The organism is Kutzneria kofuensis, from assembly GCF_014203355.1.
GTDB lineage: Bacteria > Actinomycetota > Actinomycetes > Mycobacteriales > Pseudonocardiaceae > Kutzneria > Kutzneria kofuensis.
Map to the genome: position 1 here is coordinate 6071109 of NZ_JACHIR010000001.1, position 15888 is coordinate 6086996.

General features: G+C 69.7%; 16 protein-coding genes. 9 read left to right on the top strand and 7 right to left on the bottom strand.

The annotated features are described in order from the left end of the window. The first annotated feature begins 3 nt into the window (after positions 1-3). Positions 4-612 carry a maltokinase N-terminal cap-like domain-containing protein gene (locus tag BJ998_RS28105; RefSeq protein WP_184866373.1) on the top strand — a complete coding sequence of 203 codons (609 nt, stop codon included), beginning with the start codon at positions 4-6 and terminating at the stop codon, positions 610-612. Here BJ998_RS28105 and BJ998_RS28110 read toward each other — a convergent pair. Continuing rightward, on the bottom strand, positions 609-1523 hold the full coding sequence (locus tag BJ998_RS28110) for a nitrilase-related carbon-nitrogen hydrolase (protein WP_184866374.1): 915 nt from the start codon (positions 1521-1523) through the stop codon (positions 609-611). The two genes, BJ998_RS28105 and BJ998_RS28110, sit on opposite strands and share 4 nt — an antisense overlap. A gap of 52 nt (positions 1524-1575) precedes the next feature. Here BJ998_RS28110 and BJ998_RS28115 point away from each other — a divergent pair, with 52 nt between their 5' ends. Beyond that, positions 1576-2454: an aminoglycoside phosphotransferase family protein gene (locus BJ998_RS28115; RefSeq protein WP_184866375.1), complete on the top strand. Its 879-nt coding sequence runs from the start codon at positions 1576-1578 to the stop codon at positions 2452-2454. A 291-nt stretch (positions 2455-2745) separates the two neighbouring features. Here BJ998_RS28115 and arfA read toward each other — a convergent pair whose 3' ends face one another. The 4 genes from arfA to BJ998_RS28135 are packed head-to-tail and all read right to left on the bottom strand — an operon-like array spanning position 2746 to position 7079. After that, entirely contained in the window at positions 2746-4263 is a 1518-nt protein-coding gene (gene arfA, locus BJ998_RS28120) for an arabinosylfuranosidase ArfA (RefSeq protein WP_312890369.1), read from the bottom strand. 7 nt (positions 4264-4270) lie between these two features. After that, positions 4271-5050: a carbohydrate ABC transporter permease gene (locus BJ998_RS28125; protein ID WP_184866376.1), complete on the bottom strand. Its 780-nt coding sequence runs from the start codon at positions 5048-5050 to the stop codon at positions 4271-4273. Further along, on the bottom strand, positions 5047-5895 hold the full coding sequence (locus tag BJ998_RS28130; RefSeq protein WP_184866377.1) for a carbohydrate ABC transporter permease: 849 nt from the start codon (positions 5893-5895) through the stop codon (positions 5047-5049). The genes BJ998_RS28125 and BJ998_RS28130 overlap by 4 nt, the downstream gene beginning before the upstream one ends. Further along, the gene (locus tag BJ998_RS28135) at positions 5892-7079 is read right to left on the bottom strand and encodes an extracellular solute-binding protein (protein WP_184866378.1); all 1188 of its coding nucleotides are present in this window, start codon (positions 7077-7079) and stop codon (positions 5892-5894) included. Before BJ998_RS28135 ends, BJ998_RS28130 begins: the two co-directional genes overlap by 4 nt. Positions 7080-7178: 99 nt before the next feature. Here BJ998_RS28135 and BJ998_RS28140 point away from each other — a divergent pair, with 99 nt between their 5' ends. From BJ998_RS28140 to BJ998_RS28165, 6 genes are all read left to right on the top strand, one after another. Further along, positions 7179-8207, top strand: coding sequence for a LacI family DNA-binding transcriptional regulator (locus BJ998_RS28140; protein WP_184866379.1), 1029 nt, complete (start codon positions 7179-7181; stop codon positions 8205-8207). A gap of 93 nt (positions 8208-8300) precedes the next feature. Beyond that, complete coding sequence (locus BJ998_RS28145; RefSeq protein WP_312890575.1) at positions 8301-9791, top strand: ABC transporter substrate-binding protein; 1491 nt, start codon at positions 8301-8303, stop codon at positions 9789-9791. Next, positions 9791-10732 carry an ABC transporter permease gene (locus BJ998_RS28150; RefSeq protein ID WP_184866380.1) on the top strand — a complete coding sequence of 314 codons (942 nt, stop codon included), beginning with the start codon at positions 9791-9793 and terminating at the stop codon, positions 10730-10732. The genes BJ998_RS28145 and BJ998_RS28150 overlap by 1 nt, the downstream gene beginning before the upstream one ends. Then, positions 10729-11544, top strand: coding sequence for an ABC transporter permease (locus BJ998_RS28155; protein ID WP_184866381.1), 816 nt, complete (start codon positions 10729-10731; stop codon positions 11542-11544). The genes BJ998_RS28150 and BJ998_RS28155 overlap by 4 nt, the downstream gene beginning before the upstream one ends. Further along, on the top strand, positions 11531-12487 hold the full coding sequence (locus BJ998_RS28160) for an ABC transporter ATP-binding protein (protein ID WP_184866382.1): 957 nt from the start codon (positions 11531-11533) through the stop codon (positions 12485-12487). Before BJ998_RS28155 ends, BJ998_RS28160 begins: the two co-directional genes overlap by 14 nt. Further along, a complete protein-coding gene (locus tag BJ998_RS28165) occupies positions 12484-13308 on the top strand; it encodes an ATP-binding cassette domain-containing protein (RefSeq protein ID WP_184866383.1) in 825 nt (274 codons plus the stop codon). Before BJ998_RS28160 ends, BJ998_RS28165 begins: the two co-directional genes overlap by 4 nt. Here BJ998_RS28165 and BJ998_RS28170 read toward each other — a convergent pair. Then, on the bottom strand, positions 13286-14203 hold the full coding sequence (locus BJ998_RS28170; protein ID WP_184866384.1) for a serine hydrolase: 918 nt from the start codon (positions 14201-14203) through the stop codon (positions 13286-13288). The genes BJ998_RS28165 and BJ998_RS28170 overlap by 23 nt on opposite strands. Positions 14204-14327: 124 nt before the next feature. Here BJ998_RS28170 and BJ998_RS28175 point away from each other — a divergent pair, with 124 nt between their 5' ends. Continuing rightward, positions 14328-15116, top strand: coding sequence for an alpha/beta hydrolase family protein (locus BJ998_RS28175; RefSeq protein ID WP_184866385.1), 789 nt, complete (start codon positions 14328-14330; stop codon positions 15114-15116). Here the strand turns inward: BJ998_RS28175 and BJ998_RS28180 are convergent. Next, positions 15109-15864, bottom strand: a complete 756-nt coding sequence (locus BJ998_RS28180) for an SDR family oxidoreductase (RefSeq protein WP_184866386.1) — start codon at positions 15862-15864, stop codon at positions 15109-15111. The genes BJ998_RS28175 and BJ998_RS28180 overlap by 8 nt on opposite strands. Positions 15865-15888: the final 24 nt, after the last annotated feature.

Here is a 15888-nt window from a genome sequence, read left to right on the forward strand (position 1 = left end):
GCCATGTCGCTGATCCACCGCACCACGCTGACACCGTCGAAACTGGAGCTGCTGACCGACTGGCTGCCCGGCCAGCCCTGGTACCGCGGCGCCGGCGCGCCGGAGTTGGCCAAGGCCGGCGGGTTCCGCCTGGACGACCCGGCCAACGTGGTGGGCATCGAGTTCGCCGCGGTCGCCGATGGCGACGTGACCTATCACGTGCCGATGACCTACCGCTCGGAGCCGCTCGAGGACGGCGAGCAGGCGCTCATCGGTGTCACCCAGCACGGCGTGCTGGGCCGCCGGCTGGTCTACGACGGCGTGCACGACCCCGTGCTGGTGCGCACCCTCGTCGCGCTGTTCAACGGCGAGGTGCGGCCGCAGATGCAGAGCGTCAACCACACCGTGGACGAGACCGTGACGGCGACCGGTGGCCCGATCGAGCCCGAGACGTGGACCGTCACCGCGAACACCGCCGACGGCACGGACCTGCGCTTGCGGCCCGACCTGGTGCTGCGGATCCGCCGCTGCCTGGCCGATCCGCTGCCCGCGCACGTCGGCGGGGTGACCGCGACGGTCCTGGACTCCGCCCGCGACGAGACACAGGCGCCGCTGATCCTGCTGCTCGGCTAGTTGCCGGTGACCGCGTTCCGTGGGGTCTCGTCGACGTGCAGGCTGAAGACGTCCGGGCGGGCGTAGTGGCCGACAGCGTCGAAGTCGAAGCGGGCCCGGGCCAGGTCGTCGAGGTCCAGCGTGGCGGCGAGGATGCCCTCGCCGTCGCGCAGCGGCCCGGCCAGCACCTCGCCCAGCGGTGACACGATCACCGAGCCACCGCCGATCAGCACCGTCTCCGGGGCGTCGCCCTGCACCGGGCGCAGGTCGGCCGGCAGTGCGTCGCGGCGCAGGAACTGGTTGGCGCTCAATACGAAGCATCGGCCCTCCAGGGCGATGTGGCGCATGCTCGCCTGCCACTGGTCGCGATCGTCCACGGTGGGCGCGCACCACAGGTCGACGCCCTTGGCGTACATGGCCGTGCGGAACAGCGGCATGTAGTTCTCCCAGCAGATGGCCGCGCCGATCCGCGCTGAACCCGTGTCGATCACTGGGAGCGTGGAGCCGTCGCCCTGGCCCCACAGGAAACGCTCGGCCGCCGTGGGCATCAGCTTGCGGTGCAGTCCCAAGTAGCCGGTCGGCCCGAAGAACAACGCCACGCAGTACAGCGTTCCCCGCTGGCGCTCGACCGCCCCCACCACCGCGTGGCAACGCAGCTCCTGGGTCAGCGCCGCCAGCGCGTCCACTTCCGGACCGGGCACTTCGATCGCCGACGCGTGGTAGCGGCGGAACAGGTCGCGGCCCGCGTCGGTGCGGCGGCCCACCGTGATGTCGAAGTCCAGGCCCTTCGGGTAGCCGCCCAGGAACGCCTCCGGCAACACCACGATGTCGGCGCGCGCCTCCCGGATCAGCATCTTCGCCTTGGACAGCGCCGCCGGCGTGTTGAACAGCGGCGCGGCGGCCTGGACGACGGCGGCATTCACGGTAGCCATGCCCGCGACGCTAGGAGCTCAAGGTCGTTGTGGCAATCTAGTGTCGGAACACATGATCGACGTACCGAAGGCTTTTGCCCACGCGACGGCTCTCCGCGAAGGCGACGCGGGCCGGGCCTGGCTCAGCGAGCTGCCGGCCATCGCGGACGAACTGCTGCAACGCTGGGACTGTGTGCCGGACGGGCCGGTTTCGCACGGTGCCGTCGGGATCGTGCTGCCGGTGCGGCGTTCCGACCTGCCGTCCGCGGCGATCAAGATGTCCTTTCCGCACCCTGGCAATGTTCACGAACCCGACGCGTTCGCCGCCTGGAACGGCCGCGGCGCGGTGCGTCTGTTCGACCGTGACGACGCGCGGTTCGCGATGCTGCTGGAACGTGCGGGTCCCGGCACGCTCGCCGACGTCACCGACAACGACCAGGCCGTCGGCGTTCTTGGCGAGTTGTCCCGGCGCCTGGCCGTCGAGGCGCCGGCCGGCCTGCCGCGGCTGCGCGACCAGGTCGCCGGCTGGGAGGCCGAGATGCTCGCCGACTCGGCCGAACTCGGGCATCCGCTGCCCCGGCGGGTGCTGGACGCGGCCACCGCCGCCATGCGGGAGCTCGACCATCCCGAAACTCTGGTCCACGGCGACTTGCACGACGCCAACGTGCTGGCCGGCGACCGCGAACCCTGGTTGGCCATCGATCCCAAGGGCGTCGTCGGCGATCCCGCCTACGACGCCTTCACCGTGATCCACAGCCCGCGGCTGCTGCTCACCTCCGAGCACGAGCGCTCGCTGGAAGTCTTCTGCGAGGCGGCCGGCATCGACCGCGAGCGGGCTCGCCGCTGGGCCCTGGTCCGCGCGGTGCGATCCGCGCTGTGGGACCGTCTGCACGACGCACCGAACTGGCTGGTCCAGGGCACTGAACGCCTCATCGACACGCTCGGCGAATGATCCCGCAGGCGGGACACTCCGCCGACATCGGCCGGCTGGCCTTCTGATCCGTCAACCGGACCAGGCTCGCCGCAGGCTCTCGCCGACGTGCAGCGGCGTGGGCCAGAGCGCGCCGGCTCTCGCCGACGGGTCGACTGAGCGGCCGGAACAGCAAAGCCCCCGTTTCAATCCAACCACACGAACCTGGCAACGCGGCCCCGGCGACGCTCGCTGCGCCGGGGCTCCCAGCTTCACCTGGTTGGATTGATTCGGGGGCTGCTCATTTCGATCATGGACCGCGACGTGTCGGCGCTAGGCGGTAGGCCGGATTTGGGGGCTGCTCAACCTGATCATGTTCCACGACAGCGCCGGCAGCTCGGCGGTCAGCTCACCGTCCACAACGGACGCGCCGTCGACCCGCCGCGGCAGCACCCGGTCGGGCTCGGCGACGGTGTTGGTCAGGGTCCGGTCGTCCGAGGCCAACACCACGTGCTCCACCACCGACAACCCCGGCAGCGCACGGACATTCGCGGTCAACGCCAACGAATCCTCCACCGACCGGTTCACGGCGAACAGAACCACCTCGTCCCCGTCCTGGGTGGCCACGGCCTCCAGCAAAGGCACGTCGCCGAACCGGGCGGTGTCGTAGCGCGGCGAGTCCGGCTCGACGCGCAGCACCCGCCCCCGCGCATGCCGGGCGGCATGGGCGAACGGGAAGAAAATGGTCTGCCGGCACGAACCGCCGCCCGGCTCGGTGAGGATGGGTGCGATGACGTTGGCCAGCTGCGCCTGGCAAGCCACGCCGACACGATCGGCGTGCCGCAGCAAGGTGATCAACAACGAGCCGACCACCACGGCGTCGGCCACGTGGTAGTTGTCCTCGATCAGGCGCGGCACCCGCTCCGCGGCGAGGTTCTTCTCGCCCACGAAACGGCCCATGTACCAGACGTTCCACTCGTCGAACGACAGCCGGATCCGCTTGCGGTTGCGGAGTTTCGCGCCGACGTGGTCGCAGGTGGCCACCACGGAGCCGATGAAATGATCCATGTCGACGGCGCTGGCCAGGAAGCTGCCGAGGTCGCCGTCGTGCTCCTCGTAATACGCGTGCAGCGACACGTAGTCGACGTTGTCGTACGTGTGCTCGAGCACGGTCGCCTCCCACGACCCGAACGTCGGCATCCCGCTGTTCGAGCTCCCGCATGCCACCAGCTCGATGCTGGGGTCGACCATGCGCATCGCCTTCGCGGTCTCGTTGGCGAGCCGGCCGTACTCGTGCGCCGTCTTGTGCCCGGTCTGCCACGGGCCGTCCAACTCGTTTCCCAAACACCACAACGAGACCCCGTGCGGCTCCGGATGGCCGTGCTTGGCCCGCAGGTCGGAAAGCGCGGTGCCGCCGGGGAAATTGCAGTACTCCACCAGGTCCGCCGCCTCGCGCACGCCGCGCGTCCCGAGGTTGACGGCCATCATCGGCGCCACGCCGGCCTTGCGCGACCACGTCATGAACTCGTTCAGCCCGAACTCGTTCGTCTCGATCTGCCGCCAGGCCAGGTCGAACCGGCTCGGCCGCTCGCCGCGCGGCCCGACCCCGTCCTCCCACCGGTAGCCCGACACGAAATTGCCGCCGGGATAGCGGACCACCGTCACGCCCAGCTCCCGCACCAGCTCCAGCACGTCGGCGCGGAAGCCGTCCTCGTCGGCGGCCGGGTGGCCCGGCTCGTAGATGCCGGTGTACACGCAGCGGCCCATGTGCTCGACGAACGAGCCGAACAGCCGCGGGTCCACCTCGCCGACGGCGAAGCCGGGGTCGAGCGTCAGTCGTGCCTGTCGCACCGTGTTCTCATCCTTTGATCGCGGTCACCAGCTGCCGCTGGAACGCCAGGAACAGGGCCACCAACGGCAGCCCGCCCAGCAGTGCGGCGGCCAGCACCTGGGCGTACCGGACTCCGTAGGAACTCTGCACGGTCGCCAGCCCCACCGGGAAGGTCATCAGATGCGGGTCGCTGACGGCCACGAACGGCCACAGGAAGTTGTTCCACGTGGTGACGAAGGTGAAGATGGCGACGGCGGCCAGCGCCGGCCGGGCCAGCGGCAGCATCAGGCTCCAGTACACCCGCAGCCGTCCCGCGCCGTCGATCACCGCCGCCTCCTCCAGCTCCCTGGGCACACCGTCGAAGAACTTCTTCAACACGTACACCATCGCCGGCAACACCACCTGCGGCAGCACCAGCGCCCAGTACGTGTCGGCGATCCCGAGGCCCACCATCTCGGCGAACAGCGGCACGATCAGCACCTGCGGCGGCACCACGACGCCGGCGACCAGTAGCGCCAGCACGAACGAGCGGCCGCGGAACCGGGTCCGGGACAGGCCGAAGGCGGCCAGGCTGGTCACGGCGACGGTCAGCACCGTGACGGCGACGCCGACCAGCAGGCTGTTGCCGAGCCAGGCCAGCACCTCCCCGTCGCCGAACACCCGCCCGAACGCGTCCAGGCTCATGCCCGGCACGAACCAGCTCACCGGGATCCGCGTGGTCTCCGACTCCGGCTTCAACGCCGTGTCCAGCGTCCACGCCAGCGGCACCAGCCAGATCACCGCCAGCACGGCGGCCAGTGCCCTCATCGCTTCTCCGCCGTGAGCCGGAAGTGCACCAGCGCGATCACAGCGATCAGCGCGAAGAACACATACGAGATCGCCGAGGCGTATCCGACGCGGAACCGGGTGAAGCCGCTCTCGTAGATGTACTGCACGATGCTGCGCACGCCCGGGATGCCGCCCTGGCCGCTGAGCAGGTAGATCTGGTCGAACACCTTCAGCGACGCCAGGATCTGCAGCACGATCACCAGTTGGTGGGTGCGGGACAGCAGCGGCATGGTGATCCGGCGCAGCTGCTGCAACGGCGTCGCACCGTCCAGCGCCGAGGCTTCATAGAGCTGCCGGGGGATCTCCTGCAGCGCCGCCAGATAGAGCAGGAATCCGAAGCCGGCGGTCCACCACACCGTGGTGATCACGATCGAGGTCATCGCCATGCCGTCGGTGGACAGCCAGCCGACCTCACCCAGTCCCAGTCGGGTCAGCAGGTCGTTGATCAGGCCGAAACCGGGCTGGTAGAGCCAGTTCCAGATCAGCACCACCACGGACACCGGCAGCAGGTACGGCGCGAAGAACGCCAGCCGGTACAGCCAGCGCTCCGGCACCGCGCGGTTGGCCAGCAACGCCATGCCCAGCCCGACGAGCACGATCGCCGGCGTGCTGGTCACCGTGAAGATCAGTGTGTGCCACAGCGAGCTCCACACGGCCGGGTCCCGGAACAGCTCCAGGTAGTTGGCCCCGCCGACGAACTTGGCGTGGCCGGTGATGCCCTGGTCGGTGACGCTCGCGCCCAGGCCGACCAGCATCGGCACGACCAGGAAGGCGACGTAGAGCACCAGGAACGGCGCCACGAACCAGAACCCCGACCGTTTCATGCCGGCTTCGGCGTGTTCCGGAGGCGTACCAAGGTCGCCTTGAGTTCACCCAGCGCCACCTCGGGCGACTTCGTGCCGCCCAACACGGCCCCGATCGTCGCGCCGGCTGCGCTCTGCAGGTCCGACGCCGCTCCGGCGAACCACACCGGCGGATCCAGTTCGACCTCCGCCGCCGCTGACCGGTAATTGGCCTGCGGTAACAGCTTGAGGTACGCCTGCGAGGCGGCGACCGGCTGATAGGCCGGGATGTGGCCGCCACGGGCCCAGGTCAGGCTCTGGCCGATGAGCTCGGCCACGGCGGAAATCGTTTGCGCCGTTAGCTGCGGATCCCTGCTTCGCTGGTGCGGCAGCACGAACGCATGCGAGTCGGCGTGCACCGCCGGCCGGTCGTAGACCTGCGGGAACGGGGCCACGTCGAACGGCGTGTGCTGGGTCTGGAAGGTCGGCAGCTCCCATTCACCGTTCCAGAAGAATCCGGCCTGGCCGCTGCCGAACAACGCGACCGCCGCGTTGTTGTCGGTGAATCTCGTGGTGGCGCCGATCTTCCCGAGTAATCGCAGGGCCGTCAGCGCCTTGGCGTCGTCGAGCAGGCCCTGGCCGTTCTGCTGGCGGTACAGCGTCCAGAACAGCCGCCACGGGTTCACGTCCCGCGCCGCCGCGAGCGCGAGCCCGGCCTTGTCGAACGCCGCCAACAGCTGCTCGGGGCCGCGGATCGGCCTCAGGCGGCCGTTTTCCAGCAGGCCGGCCTTGCCGCACAGTTCCGTGTTGTAGAAGAGCACCAGTGGATGCGTGTCCAGCGGCACGGCGTAGGTCCGGCCGTCGGAGCGCGCACGGTTCCAGACCGCCGGTGGGAAGCGGTCCTGGGTGAGGCCGTGCGCCGCGAGCAGGTCGTCGTCGAACGGGTCGAGCAGGCCCATCGGCGCGAAGCCGGGCAACCGGGACAGGTGCAGGATCGCCAGGTCCGGGGCGCGACCGCCGGCCGCCGCCATGGCCAGCTTCGTGTAGTACGGCGTGCCCCAGGCCAGCGTGACCGCGTCGAGCCGGGTGCCGATCGCCCCGACCATGTCCATCATGCGGCTGCCGTCGCCGCCGCTGAACAGGTCCCAGTAGGCCAGGCCCGCCGGCCCCGAGCAGGCCGCTGTCGCCAGCGCCGTGCCGGCCAGGATGAACGTGCGACGGTCCACGGGCGGCCTCCTCGGTTTGCAACGTTGTAAACCCGCCCCTGACGAGGGTAGCCGTACAGTCGGGCACAGGGAAGATGACCTCGGTGCGAGGAGGTGCGGGTGGGCGCCAGCCTGAAGGACGTGGCCAGACTGGCCGGGGTCTCGGTGAAAACCGTCTCCAACGTGGTCAACGACTACCGGCACGTCAGCGAGGCCACCCGCAGCCGCGTCCGCGAGGCCATCGACCAGCTCGGCTACCGCCCCAACCTGACCGCCCGGCACCTGCGCTACGGCCGGTCCGGCATCATCGGCCTGGCCCTGCCGGAGCTGGGCATCCCGTATTTCGCCGAACTGGCCGAGGAGGTCATCGGGGCCGCCGAGCGGGAATCCTGGTCGGTGCTCATCGACCAGACCGGCGGCCGCGGTGACCGTGAGCGGCTCACCTCCTCCGCGGCCCGGTCACGGACCATCGACGGCCTGATCATCAGCCCCCTCGCCCTGGACGCCGAGTACCTGGCGGCGATGCGCGCCGACCTGCCGCTGGTGCTGCTGGGGGAGCAGGTCGGGCCCGGCACCGCCGACCTGGTCGCGATCGACAACGTGACCGCCGCCCGCGAGGCCACCGAGCACCTGCTGAGCCTCGGCCGGCGGCGCATCGCCGCCATCGGCGACCAGCACGTGTCCGCCGCCGGCACCGCCAACGTCAGGCTGCAGGGCTACCGGGACGCGCTGGCCGCCGCCGGCATCGAGTTCGACCCCGAGCTGGTGGTGCCGGCCGAGTCGTACCACCGGCCCGACGGCGCCGCCGCGATGCGCCTGCTGCTGTCCCTGGCCGAACCGCCGGACGCCGTGTTCTGCTTCAACGACCTGCTGGCCCTGGGCGCCCTGCGCACCCTGCTCGCGGCAGGGTTGCGCGTGCCCGAGGACGTCGCGATCGTCGGCGTCGACGACATCGAGGACGGCCGGTTCAGCACGCCGACCCTCACCACCGTCGCCCCCGACAAGGCACAGATCGCCGAGGCGGCGGTCACCATGCTGCTGGAACGCGTCAACGGCCTGGACGCGCCGCCCCGCGAGATCACCGCCCGCCACACCCTCCAGATCCGCGAGAGCACGGATCTCGGCCAGTCACGCGCGAGGACGGCATAGCGCCCCGCACGGCGCGACCGCAGCCACACAGCCGGCGAGAACCAGGCACACCGCCCACATAGCGGGACACCGCGCGTCGCCCTGGCTAGGGTGATCACCGTGCTCCGCGCGCTGCTCGCCCTGACGCTGGTCGCCGCCCTCGCCGGCTGCTCGGCGGGCTCGACCGCCTACTCGTCGCCGAGCGCCGACTCGATCACCATCGGCTTCTCCGCCGCGCCCGCCAACCTGGACTTCACCCGTACCGACGGCGCCGCGATCCCGCAGGCCCTGCTCGACAACGTCTACCAGGGCCTGGTTCACCTCGACGCGAACGGCGCGATCGTGCCCCAGCTGGCCACGTCCTGGACGGTCAGCCCGGATCGCCGCACCTACGACTTTCAGCTCCGCCCGGGCGTGACGTTCACCGACGGCGAGCCGTTCACCGCCGACACGGTCAAGTTCAGCATCGACCGCGTCCGCACCGACTGGACCATCTCGCTGAAGTCCGCGATGACCGTGGTCGACCACGTCGAGGCCGTCGACCCGAGACACGCGCGGGTGGTGCTGAAGCAGCCCAGCAACGGCTGGCTGTTCACGATGGCCAGCCGCGTCGGCGCGATGTTCGCGCCGAACGGCGTGCGCGACCTCGCCACCACCCCCGTAGGCACCGGCCCGTACCAGCTCGACCGCTTCAACCGCGGCGATTCCCTCGTGCTCAAGGCCAATCCCGGCTACTGGGGCCCGAAACCGGCCTACGGCCGGGTCGTCCTGAAGTACTTCCAGGACCCGACCGCCCTGAACAACGCCTTGCTCAGCAACGGGATCGACGTGATCAGCTCCGTGCAGGCGCCCGACTCCCTGGCCCAGTTCGCCAGCGACGAGCGGTTCACCACGATCCAGGGCACGACCACCGCCGAGGTGGTCCTGTCGTTCAACAACGCCAAGGCGCCGCTGAACGACAAGCGGGTCCGGCAGGCGCTGACGTTCGGGATCGACCGCAAGGCCCTGCTGGACACCGCGTGGGCGGGCAAGGGCCTGCTGATCGGCAGCATGGTCCCGCCCTCGGACCCCTGGTACGAGGACCTGTCCACGGTGTATCCCTACGATCCGGCCAAGGCGAAGCAACTCCTGGCCGACGCCGGCCAGCAGCACCTCACCCTCCGGCTACGCATCCCGAACCTGCCCTATGCTGTCGACTCGGCCCAGGTGATCCGCTCCCAGCTCGCCGCGATCGGCGTGACGGTGAGCATCGAGGAACTGGACTTCCCCGCGGTCTGGCTGAAACAGGTGTTCACCGGCCACGACTTCGACATGTCGATCGTCGCCCACGTCGAGGCCCGCGACATCGTGACCTTCGGGAACCCCAAGTACTACTGGGGCTACAGCAACCCGACCGTCACGCAGCTGCTGGCCGAGGCCGACACCGGCACGCCCGAGCAGCAGATCGCCGACATGAAGCAGGTGGCGCGGACGATCAACGCCGACGCGGCCGCCGACTGGCTGTTCCTGCTGCCCAACCTGATCGTCGCCAAGAAGGGCATCACCGGCCTGCCGCCCAACCAGGTGGGCGAGGCGTTCGACCTGTCGGCACTGGGGAGGGCCTGATGGTGGTACTCCGCAGGACCGGCATCTTCCTGCTCACATTGGCAATCGCCTCCATCGTCGTCTTCGCGTTCATGGCGGTCCTGCCGGGCGATCCCGCACAGGTCGCGCTGGGCGTCAACGCCACCCCGGAACTCCTGGCGCAGACCCGGCACGCCTTCGGCATCGACCGGCCCCTGCCGGTGCAGTACGCCGACTGGATCGGCGGCCTGTTCACTGGGAACTTCGGGCGTTCCTACGTCACCGGCGACGCGATCGGCCCGCAGCTGGTCGACCGGTTCGAGGTCACGCTGTGGCTGGTCGGCGCGGCCACCGTGGTGGCGGTGATCGTCGCCGTCCCGCTCGGCACGCTCGCGGCCGCCAGGCACCGCAGGGCATCCGGCACGGTCGTGTCCGGCCTCAGCCAGCTCGGCGCGGCGATTCCCGCTTTCCTGGCCGGCATCGTGCTCGTCGAGATCTTCGCTGTGTCGCTACGGATCCTCCCTTCTGGTGGTTGGACGCCGCCGGACGCGGATCCGGTGGCTTTCCTGAAAGGCCTGGTGCTGCCGGCACTGTCGCTCGGGCTCGTACAGGCAGCGGTGCTGACCCGGTACGTGCGCTCGGCGGTGCTCGACGTTCTCCGTGAGGACTACCTCCGTACTGCGAGGGCGAAGGGCCTTCGACCGGCGCAAGCCCTGATCCGGCACGGGCTTCGCAACGCGGCCGTGCCCGTGGTGACGGTGCTCGGCCTGCAACTGGCGACGCTGCTCATCGGCGCCGTGGTCGTGGAGCGGGTGTTTGTCATCCCCGGACTGGGCAGCATGCTGCTCGATGCCGTCGGCAGCCGCGACCTGATCGTCGTGCAGGACGTGGTGATGGTGCTGGTGGCGGCGGTGCTGGTGGTCAACCTCCTCGTCGACGTGCTCTACACCGTTGTCGACCCGAGGCTGCGGAGGGCGCGGTGAGGAACCTCGTGATCGGGGCCGTGCTGGTCGGGCTGATCGTGCTCGCGGCGCTGATCTCCTTTCTGTGGACGCCGTTCGACCCGACCCAGGTCGACGCGGCGCTGCGGCTGCAAGGCCCGAGCGGCGCCCACTGGCTCGGCACGGACCGGTTCGGTCGTGACCTCGTCAGCCAGCTCATGGTCGGCGCGCGGACCACGCTGTACGTCGGCGTTGTCGCGGTCGGCGTCGCCGCGATCATCGGCACCCCGCTCGGTGTGTTCGCGGCGACCGGACCCCGGTGGCTCGGCGAGATCGTGTTGCGGGCCAACGACATCGTGCTCGCGTTCCCGGCGCTGCTGCTGGCGATCATGTTCGGCGCCGCGTTCGGGGCCAGCACGCTGACCGCCATGATCGCCATCGGCATCGCCACCGTGCCGTCGTTCGCCCGCCTCGCCCGCGGCTCCGCGTTGCAGGTGCTGAACACGGAATACGTGCTCGCCGCCCGCTCCGCCGGCCGCACCGGCCTGGCGATCTCCGTGCGGCACGTGCTGCCGAACATCGCCGGGCTGATCATCGTGCAGTGCTCGGTGTCGTTCGGCATCGCCGTGCTGGCCGAGGCCGCCCTGTCCTACCTCGGTCTCGGGACGCAGCCGCCGACACCGTCCTGGGGTCGCATGCTGCAGGAGTCGCAGGAACTCCTCGCCGTGCAACCGAGGCTGCTGATCGTGCCGGGCGTGGCGATCGCCGTCGCGGTGTTGGGCTTCACTCTGCTGGGCGACGGCCTGCGCGATCGCTTCGACCCGAGGTTGGAGGGCCGGCGTGCTCAAGGTTGACGGTCTCAACGTCGCGTTCGGCGAACTGCCTCTGGTCAGTGACGTCTCCTTCACGGTCGGCGGTGGGGAACGGGTCGGGCTGATAGGCGAGTCGGGCTCGGGTAAGTCGCTGACGGCGTCGGCGGTGTTCGGTCTGCTGCCGGACGACGTCAGTGCGGCGGGCTCGGTCCGGCTCGATGGCGTGCGCGAAAACCTTGTCGGAGCACCGGAAAGCCTCCTTTCCACGCTACGTGGATCTCGGTTGGCCATGGTGTTCCAGGAGCCCATGACCGCGTTGAATCCCTCGATGCGGGTCATCGACCAGGTCGCGGAAGCCCGGTTGATCCACCGCACGGCAAGGGATCGCGCCGCCGCGCACCGGGATGCCCTACGGTTGCTGGAGCAGGTGCGCCTGCGGGATGTCGCTGAACTGGGAAGGGCCTATCCGCACCAACTTTCCGGCGGGCAACGGCAACGCGTGCTGTTGGCCATCGCTCTCGCCAATGACCCGGATGTGCTGATCTGCGACGAGCCTACCACCGCGCTGGACGTCACGGTGCAAGCGCAGCTACTCGACCTGATTGTCAAGGGAGCCAAGGAAAGAGGCGCCGCGCTGCTGTTCATCACGCACGATCTCGCCGTGGTGGCAACTGTTTGCGAGCGCGTGCTGGTGATGTACGGCGGCCGGATCGTCGAGTCCGGTCCGGTCGCCGAGGTGCTGACCGCACCGAAACACCGGTATACCAAGGGTTTGCTCGACGCCTCCGATTTGGAGGCTGTCGACATGCACGGCCGCCTGCACGCCATCGCCGGCTCCGTGCCGGCCGCCGGCCAGTTCCCCAGCGGGTGCGTGTTCCGAAACCGCTGCCCGCGCGCCGACGACCAGTGCCGCGTGCAGCCACCCTGGTTCGGCGAACCGGAACATGGACACGCCTGCTGGCACCCGGTCGGAGGCGACGAATGATCAAGGTGGAGAACCTGGGCCGCGTCTACCGCCGGTCGCGGACCTCGGCGTTCGGGCCGCGGGCCGAGGTGGACGCGCTGCGGGACGTGTCGTTCGAGATCGAATCGGGCCGGCGGTTCGGCATCGTCGGCGAATCCGGCTCCGGGAAGTCGACGCTGGTCAGGCTGATTGCCGGCCTCGACCAGCCGACCGCCGGCACGGTGACGTTCGACGGCCAGCGTGTGAACGGCCGGTCCGAGCGGCAGCTGTCGTTCCTGCGGCGCGACCTCCAAGTCGTGTTCCAGGACCCGATGGGCTCGCTCGACCCGCGGATGCGGGTGCGGGACATCATCGCCGAACCCCTGATGGCACAACGGATCCCGGGGCGGGACAAGCGTGTTGCCGAGTTGCTGGAAGCCGTCGGGTTGCCGGCGGACGTCGGTCAGCGGTTCCCGCACCAGTTCTCCGGTGGACAGCGGCAACGCATCTCGCTGGCCCGCGCCCTGGCGCCGCAGCCTCGCGTCCTGGTGGCCGACGAACCCGTGAGCGCGCTGGACGTCTCCGTGCGGGCGCAGATCTTGAACCTGTTGGCGGACCTGGTCGACCAGTTCGCGTTGACTCTCGTTTTCGTCTCCCACGACCTGTCGGTGATCCGGCACGTCTGCGACACCGTGGCCGTGCTGCGGTCGGGCGAGCTGGTGGAAATCGGTGATGTGGAACGGGTTTACCGCGAGCCGCAACATCCGTACACACAGCAGCTCGTGCAGGCGGCTCCAACGCTGCGCGGTGCGCTGTCGGGCGTCACGACGGCGGACCTCATCAGCGAACGAAGGCGGCCTTGAGTGCGGCAGCGCCAGCAGTGACCGCATTCGTACCGGCCGTCCAGGACGTTCCGGCCGGCAACTCGGTCATGATGGCCACGGCGTAGGGCATCGTCGGGCCGAGGCCGACCATGCCGGTGGTGTCGAGGACCGTCGTCGACATGAGCAGCATCCAGCCCTGCTTGATCGCCCACGAGCTGCCCGGCAGGCCGTTCGGGATGCCGAAGTACTGCTGGAATCCGTCTGCAGCGGTCGCGGCCGCCTTGGTCATGCCGGTCATCAGCACGTCCTGCGCCGGCGCGGGGATGTCGTCCTGGATGAACTGGTACGTCTTGACGACGTCCTGCGCGGACATCGTCGCCTCGCCCCACTGCGTCGGGTCGTCCGGCGGCTGCGTGCCGGTGAGGCCGATCAGCGAGGCCATCCGCGGTACGATCGAGTTGCCGCCGTCCTCGTCCCACAGGTCGTCGGCGATGTCGTCGTCGCTGTAGGAGATCATCTGCTCCAGCGTGGCGGCGGTCGCGTCGTCCGGCGCCCAGTTCTGGCTGTGCAGCACGTCGATGGCGATCAGCAGCTTCACCACGGACGCGGTGTACATCGGGGTGGTCGCGTCGTAGCTGGCGACGGGCTGGTCGCTGTCGGTGTCGACGGCCAGCACACTGACGCGGGTACCCGGGACGACGCTGTTGACGGCCTTGTCCACCAGCTCGCCGATCGTCTCCGGCGGCACGGTCGGGGTTGTCGTCGTAGTGGTGGTGGTTGTCGGCGCTGTTGTCGTGGTTGTGGTGGTCGTGGGCGGCGGCATCGTCTCGCGCTCGGCGGCGAGCGTCGCCGTGGCCGGGGTCGACGCCAGCAGCGCGGTGCCCACCGCGACGGTCGCCGCGAGCAGAGCCAGCGTGGCTGGAAGACGTCTCATGCCTGGTCAAACGGGGTGCGGACGTCGTCCATCCCCGTCGACCGGGAACCGACAGAGACATTTCACGATGCTCTCAGGAAGCGCCCGGGCCGGAATTGTCAGACCCCTCTGCGAGGGTGGGCCCATGGACGAAATGATCCGAGGGACCGCCGCCGGAGTGCCGTTCCTCGCCCGCCCGCCGGAACGGCCGACCGACGCCACGCCGCTGGTGGTCGGCTGGCACCTGATGGATCCGCCGCGCAGCGAGGCGGCGATGGCAGCCGCGCTGCCGATGGCCGCTGTGCCGGCCTGGCGGGTCTACTTGCGACTGCCCGAGTACGGCGAGCAGCGGGAGGTGACCCGCCGCGCCGCCGAGGACTACGTGCTCAAGCTGATCGACCCGATCGTCAGCACCGCGTCCGGTGAGTTCCCGGCCGCGTTGGGCCAGCTGCGGTCACAGTTGGGGACCGATGGACCGCTCGGACTGTTCGGTGGCTCAGCGGGTGGCGCCGTGGCGTTGCAGGTCCTCACCGAGCAGGACGTCGACGTGATCGCCGCGGCGCTGGTGAATCCGGTGGTGCAGCTGGAACGCGTCACCGACGGCGTGGCGAAGTGGTTCGGCAGGCCCTATCCGTGGACCGATGAGTCGCGAGCCGTCGCGGCGCGGATGGACTTCGTCGCACGCGCCGATGAGCTCCGCAAGCGGCATCCGGATCTGGCCTTGCTGCTCGTCCGCGGCGAGGAGGACGAGCCCGAGTTCCGCGAGCCGCTCGGCCGGCTCGCTACCGTGTCCAATGCTGAACTGATCGACATTCCCGGCATGGAGCACGCCCTCGCCGCGGAGCCGGGCATCGAGCCGGCCCCGCAGAACGAGGACGCCCGCCGCGTGGACGAGGCGTTCAGCGACTGGTTCTCGCGCTATCTGTCTACTTGAAGCCGCCGTTGCTGTAGAGCAGTTGGCCGTTGATCCAGCCGCCCTTCGGCGAGCACAGGAACGTCACGAGGTTCGCACAGTCCTGTGGGGTGCCGACCCGGTTGAGCGGGGTGACCTGCTCGACGTCGCTCAGCTGTTTCGGCGTCATCCAGCCCGTGTCCACCGGCCCCGGGTTGATCACGTTGGCCGCCACGCCCAGGTGCGCGAGCTCGTGGGTCGCGGCGAGCGTGATCCGGTCGAGCGCGCCCTTGCTGGCCCCGTAGGGCATGTTGCCGGCGGTGTGATCGCTGGTGAAGGCGAGGATCCGGCCGGTGCCGTGCGGGCCGCGGAAGCGCTGCCCGTACTCCTTGATCAGCAGCCAGGTCGCCCTGGCGTTGACCGCGAAATGGAGGTCGAAACTCTCAACTGAACTGTCGAGCAACCCCGAGTCGACCGACTCGCAGTGGCACATGACCAGGGCGGTGACGACGCCCAGCTCGCGTTCGACCTCGTCGAACAGCCGGGCCGGGGCGGCCGGATCGCTCAGGTCGGCCTCGATCACCGCCGACCGCGCACCCGCGGCCGTCATCCGATCGGTCAGTTCTCGCTGTGCGTCCTGATCCGCCCCCCACGGCATCTTCTCGTCGTAGGGACGCCAGTGGCTGATCGCGACGTCCCAGCCGGCTTCTGCCAGGTCAGCGGCCACCGTCGCGCCGATCCCGATCGTGCGCCCGACGCCCGTCACCAGCACTGTTCCCAGTTCGGTCATGCGGCCAATCTGGATCACAGGGCC

Bases quoted from the DNA above. Each gene is read 5' to 3' on its own strand.
- BJ998_RS28175 (WP_184866385.1), top strand. From the start codon at position 14,328: ATGGACGAAATGATCCGAGGGACCGCCGCCGGAGTGCCGTTCCTCGCC.
- BJ998_RS28125 (WP_184866376.1), bottom strand. From the start codon at position 5,050: ATGAGGGCACTGGCCGCCGTGCTGGCGGTGATCTGGCTGGTGCCGCTG.
- BJ998_RS28165 (WP_184866383.1), top strand. From the start codon at position 12,484: ATGATCAAGGTGGAGAACCTGGGCCGCGTCTACCGCCGGTCGCGGACC.
- BJ998_RS28105 (WP_184866373.1), top strand. From the start codon at position 4: ATGTCGCTGATCCACCGCACCACGCTGACACCGTCGAAACTGGAGCTG.
- BJ998_RS28130 (WP_184866377.1), bottom strand. From the start codon at position 5,895: ATGAAACGGTCGGGGTTCTGGTTCGTGGCGCCGTTCCTGGTGCTCTAC.
- BJ998_RS28170 (WP_184866384.1), bottom strand. From the start codon at position 14,203: ATGAGACGTCTTCCAGCCACGCTGGCTCTGCTCGCGGCGACCGTCGCG.
- BJ998_RS28150 (WP_184866380.1), top strand. From the start codon at position 9,791: ATGGTGGTACTCCGCAGGACCGGCATCTTCCTGCTCACATTGGCAATC.
- BJ998_RS28110 (WP_184866374.1), bottom strand. From the start codon at position 1,523: ATGGCTACCGTGAATGCCGCCGTCGTCCAGGCCGCCGCGCCGCTGTTC.
- BJ998_RS28180 (WP_184866386.1), bottom strand. From the start codon at position 15,864: ATGACCGAACTGGGAACAGTGCTGGTGACGGGCGTCGGGCGCACGATC.
- BJ998_RS28115 (WP_184866375.1), top strand. From the start codon at position 1,576: ATGATCGACGTACCGAAGGCTTTTGCCCACGCGACGGCTCTCCGCGAA.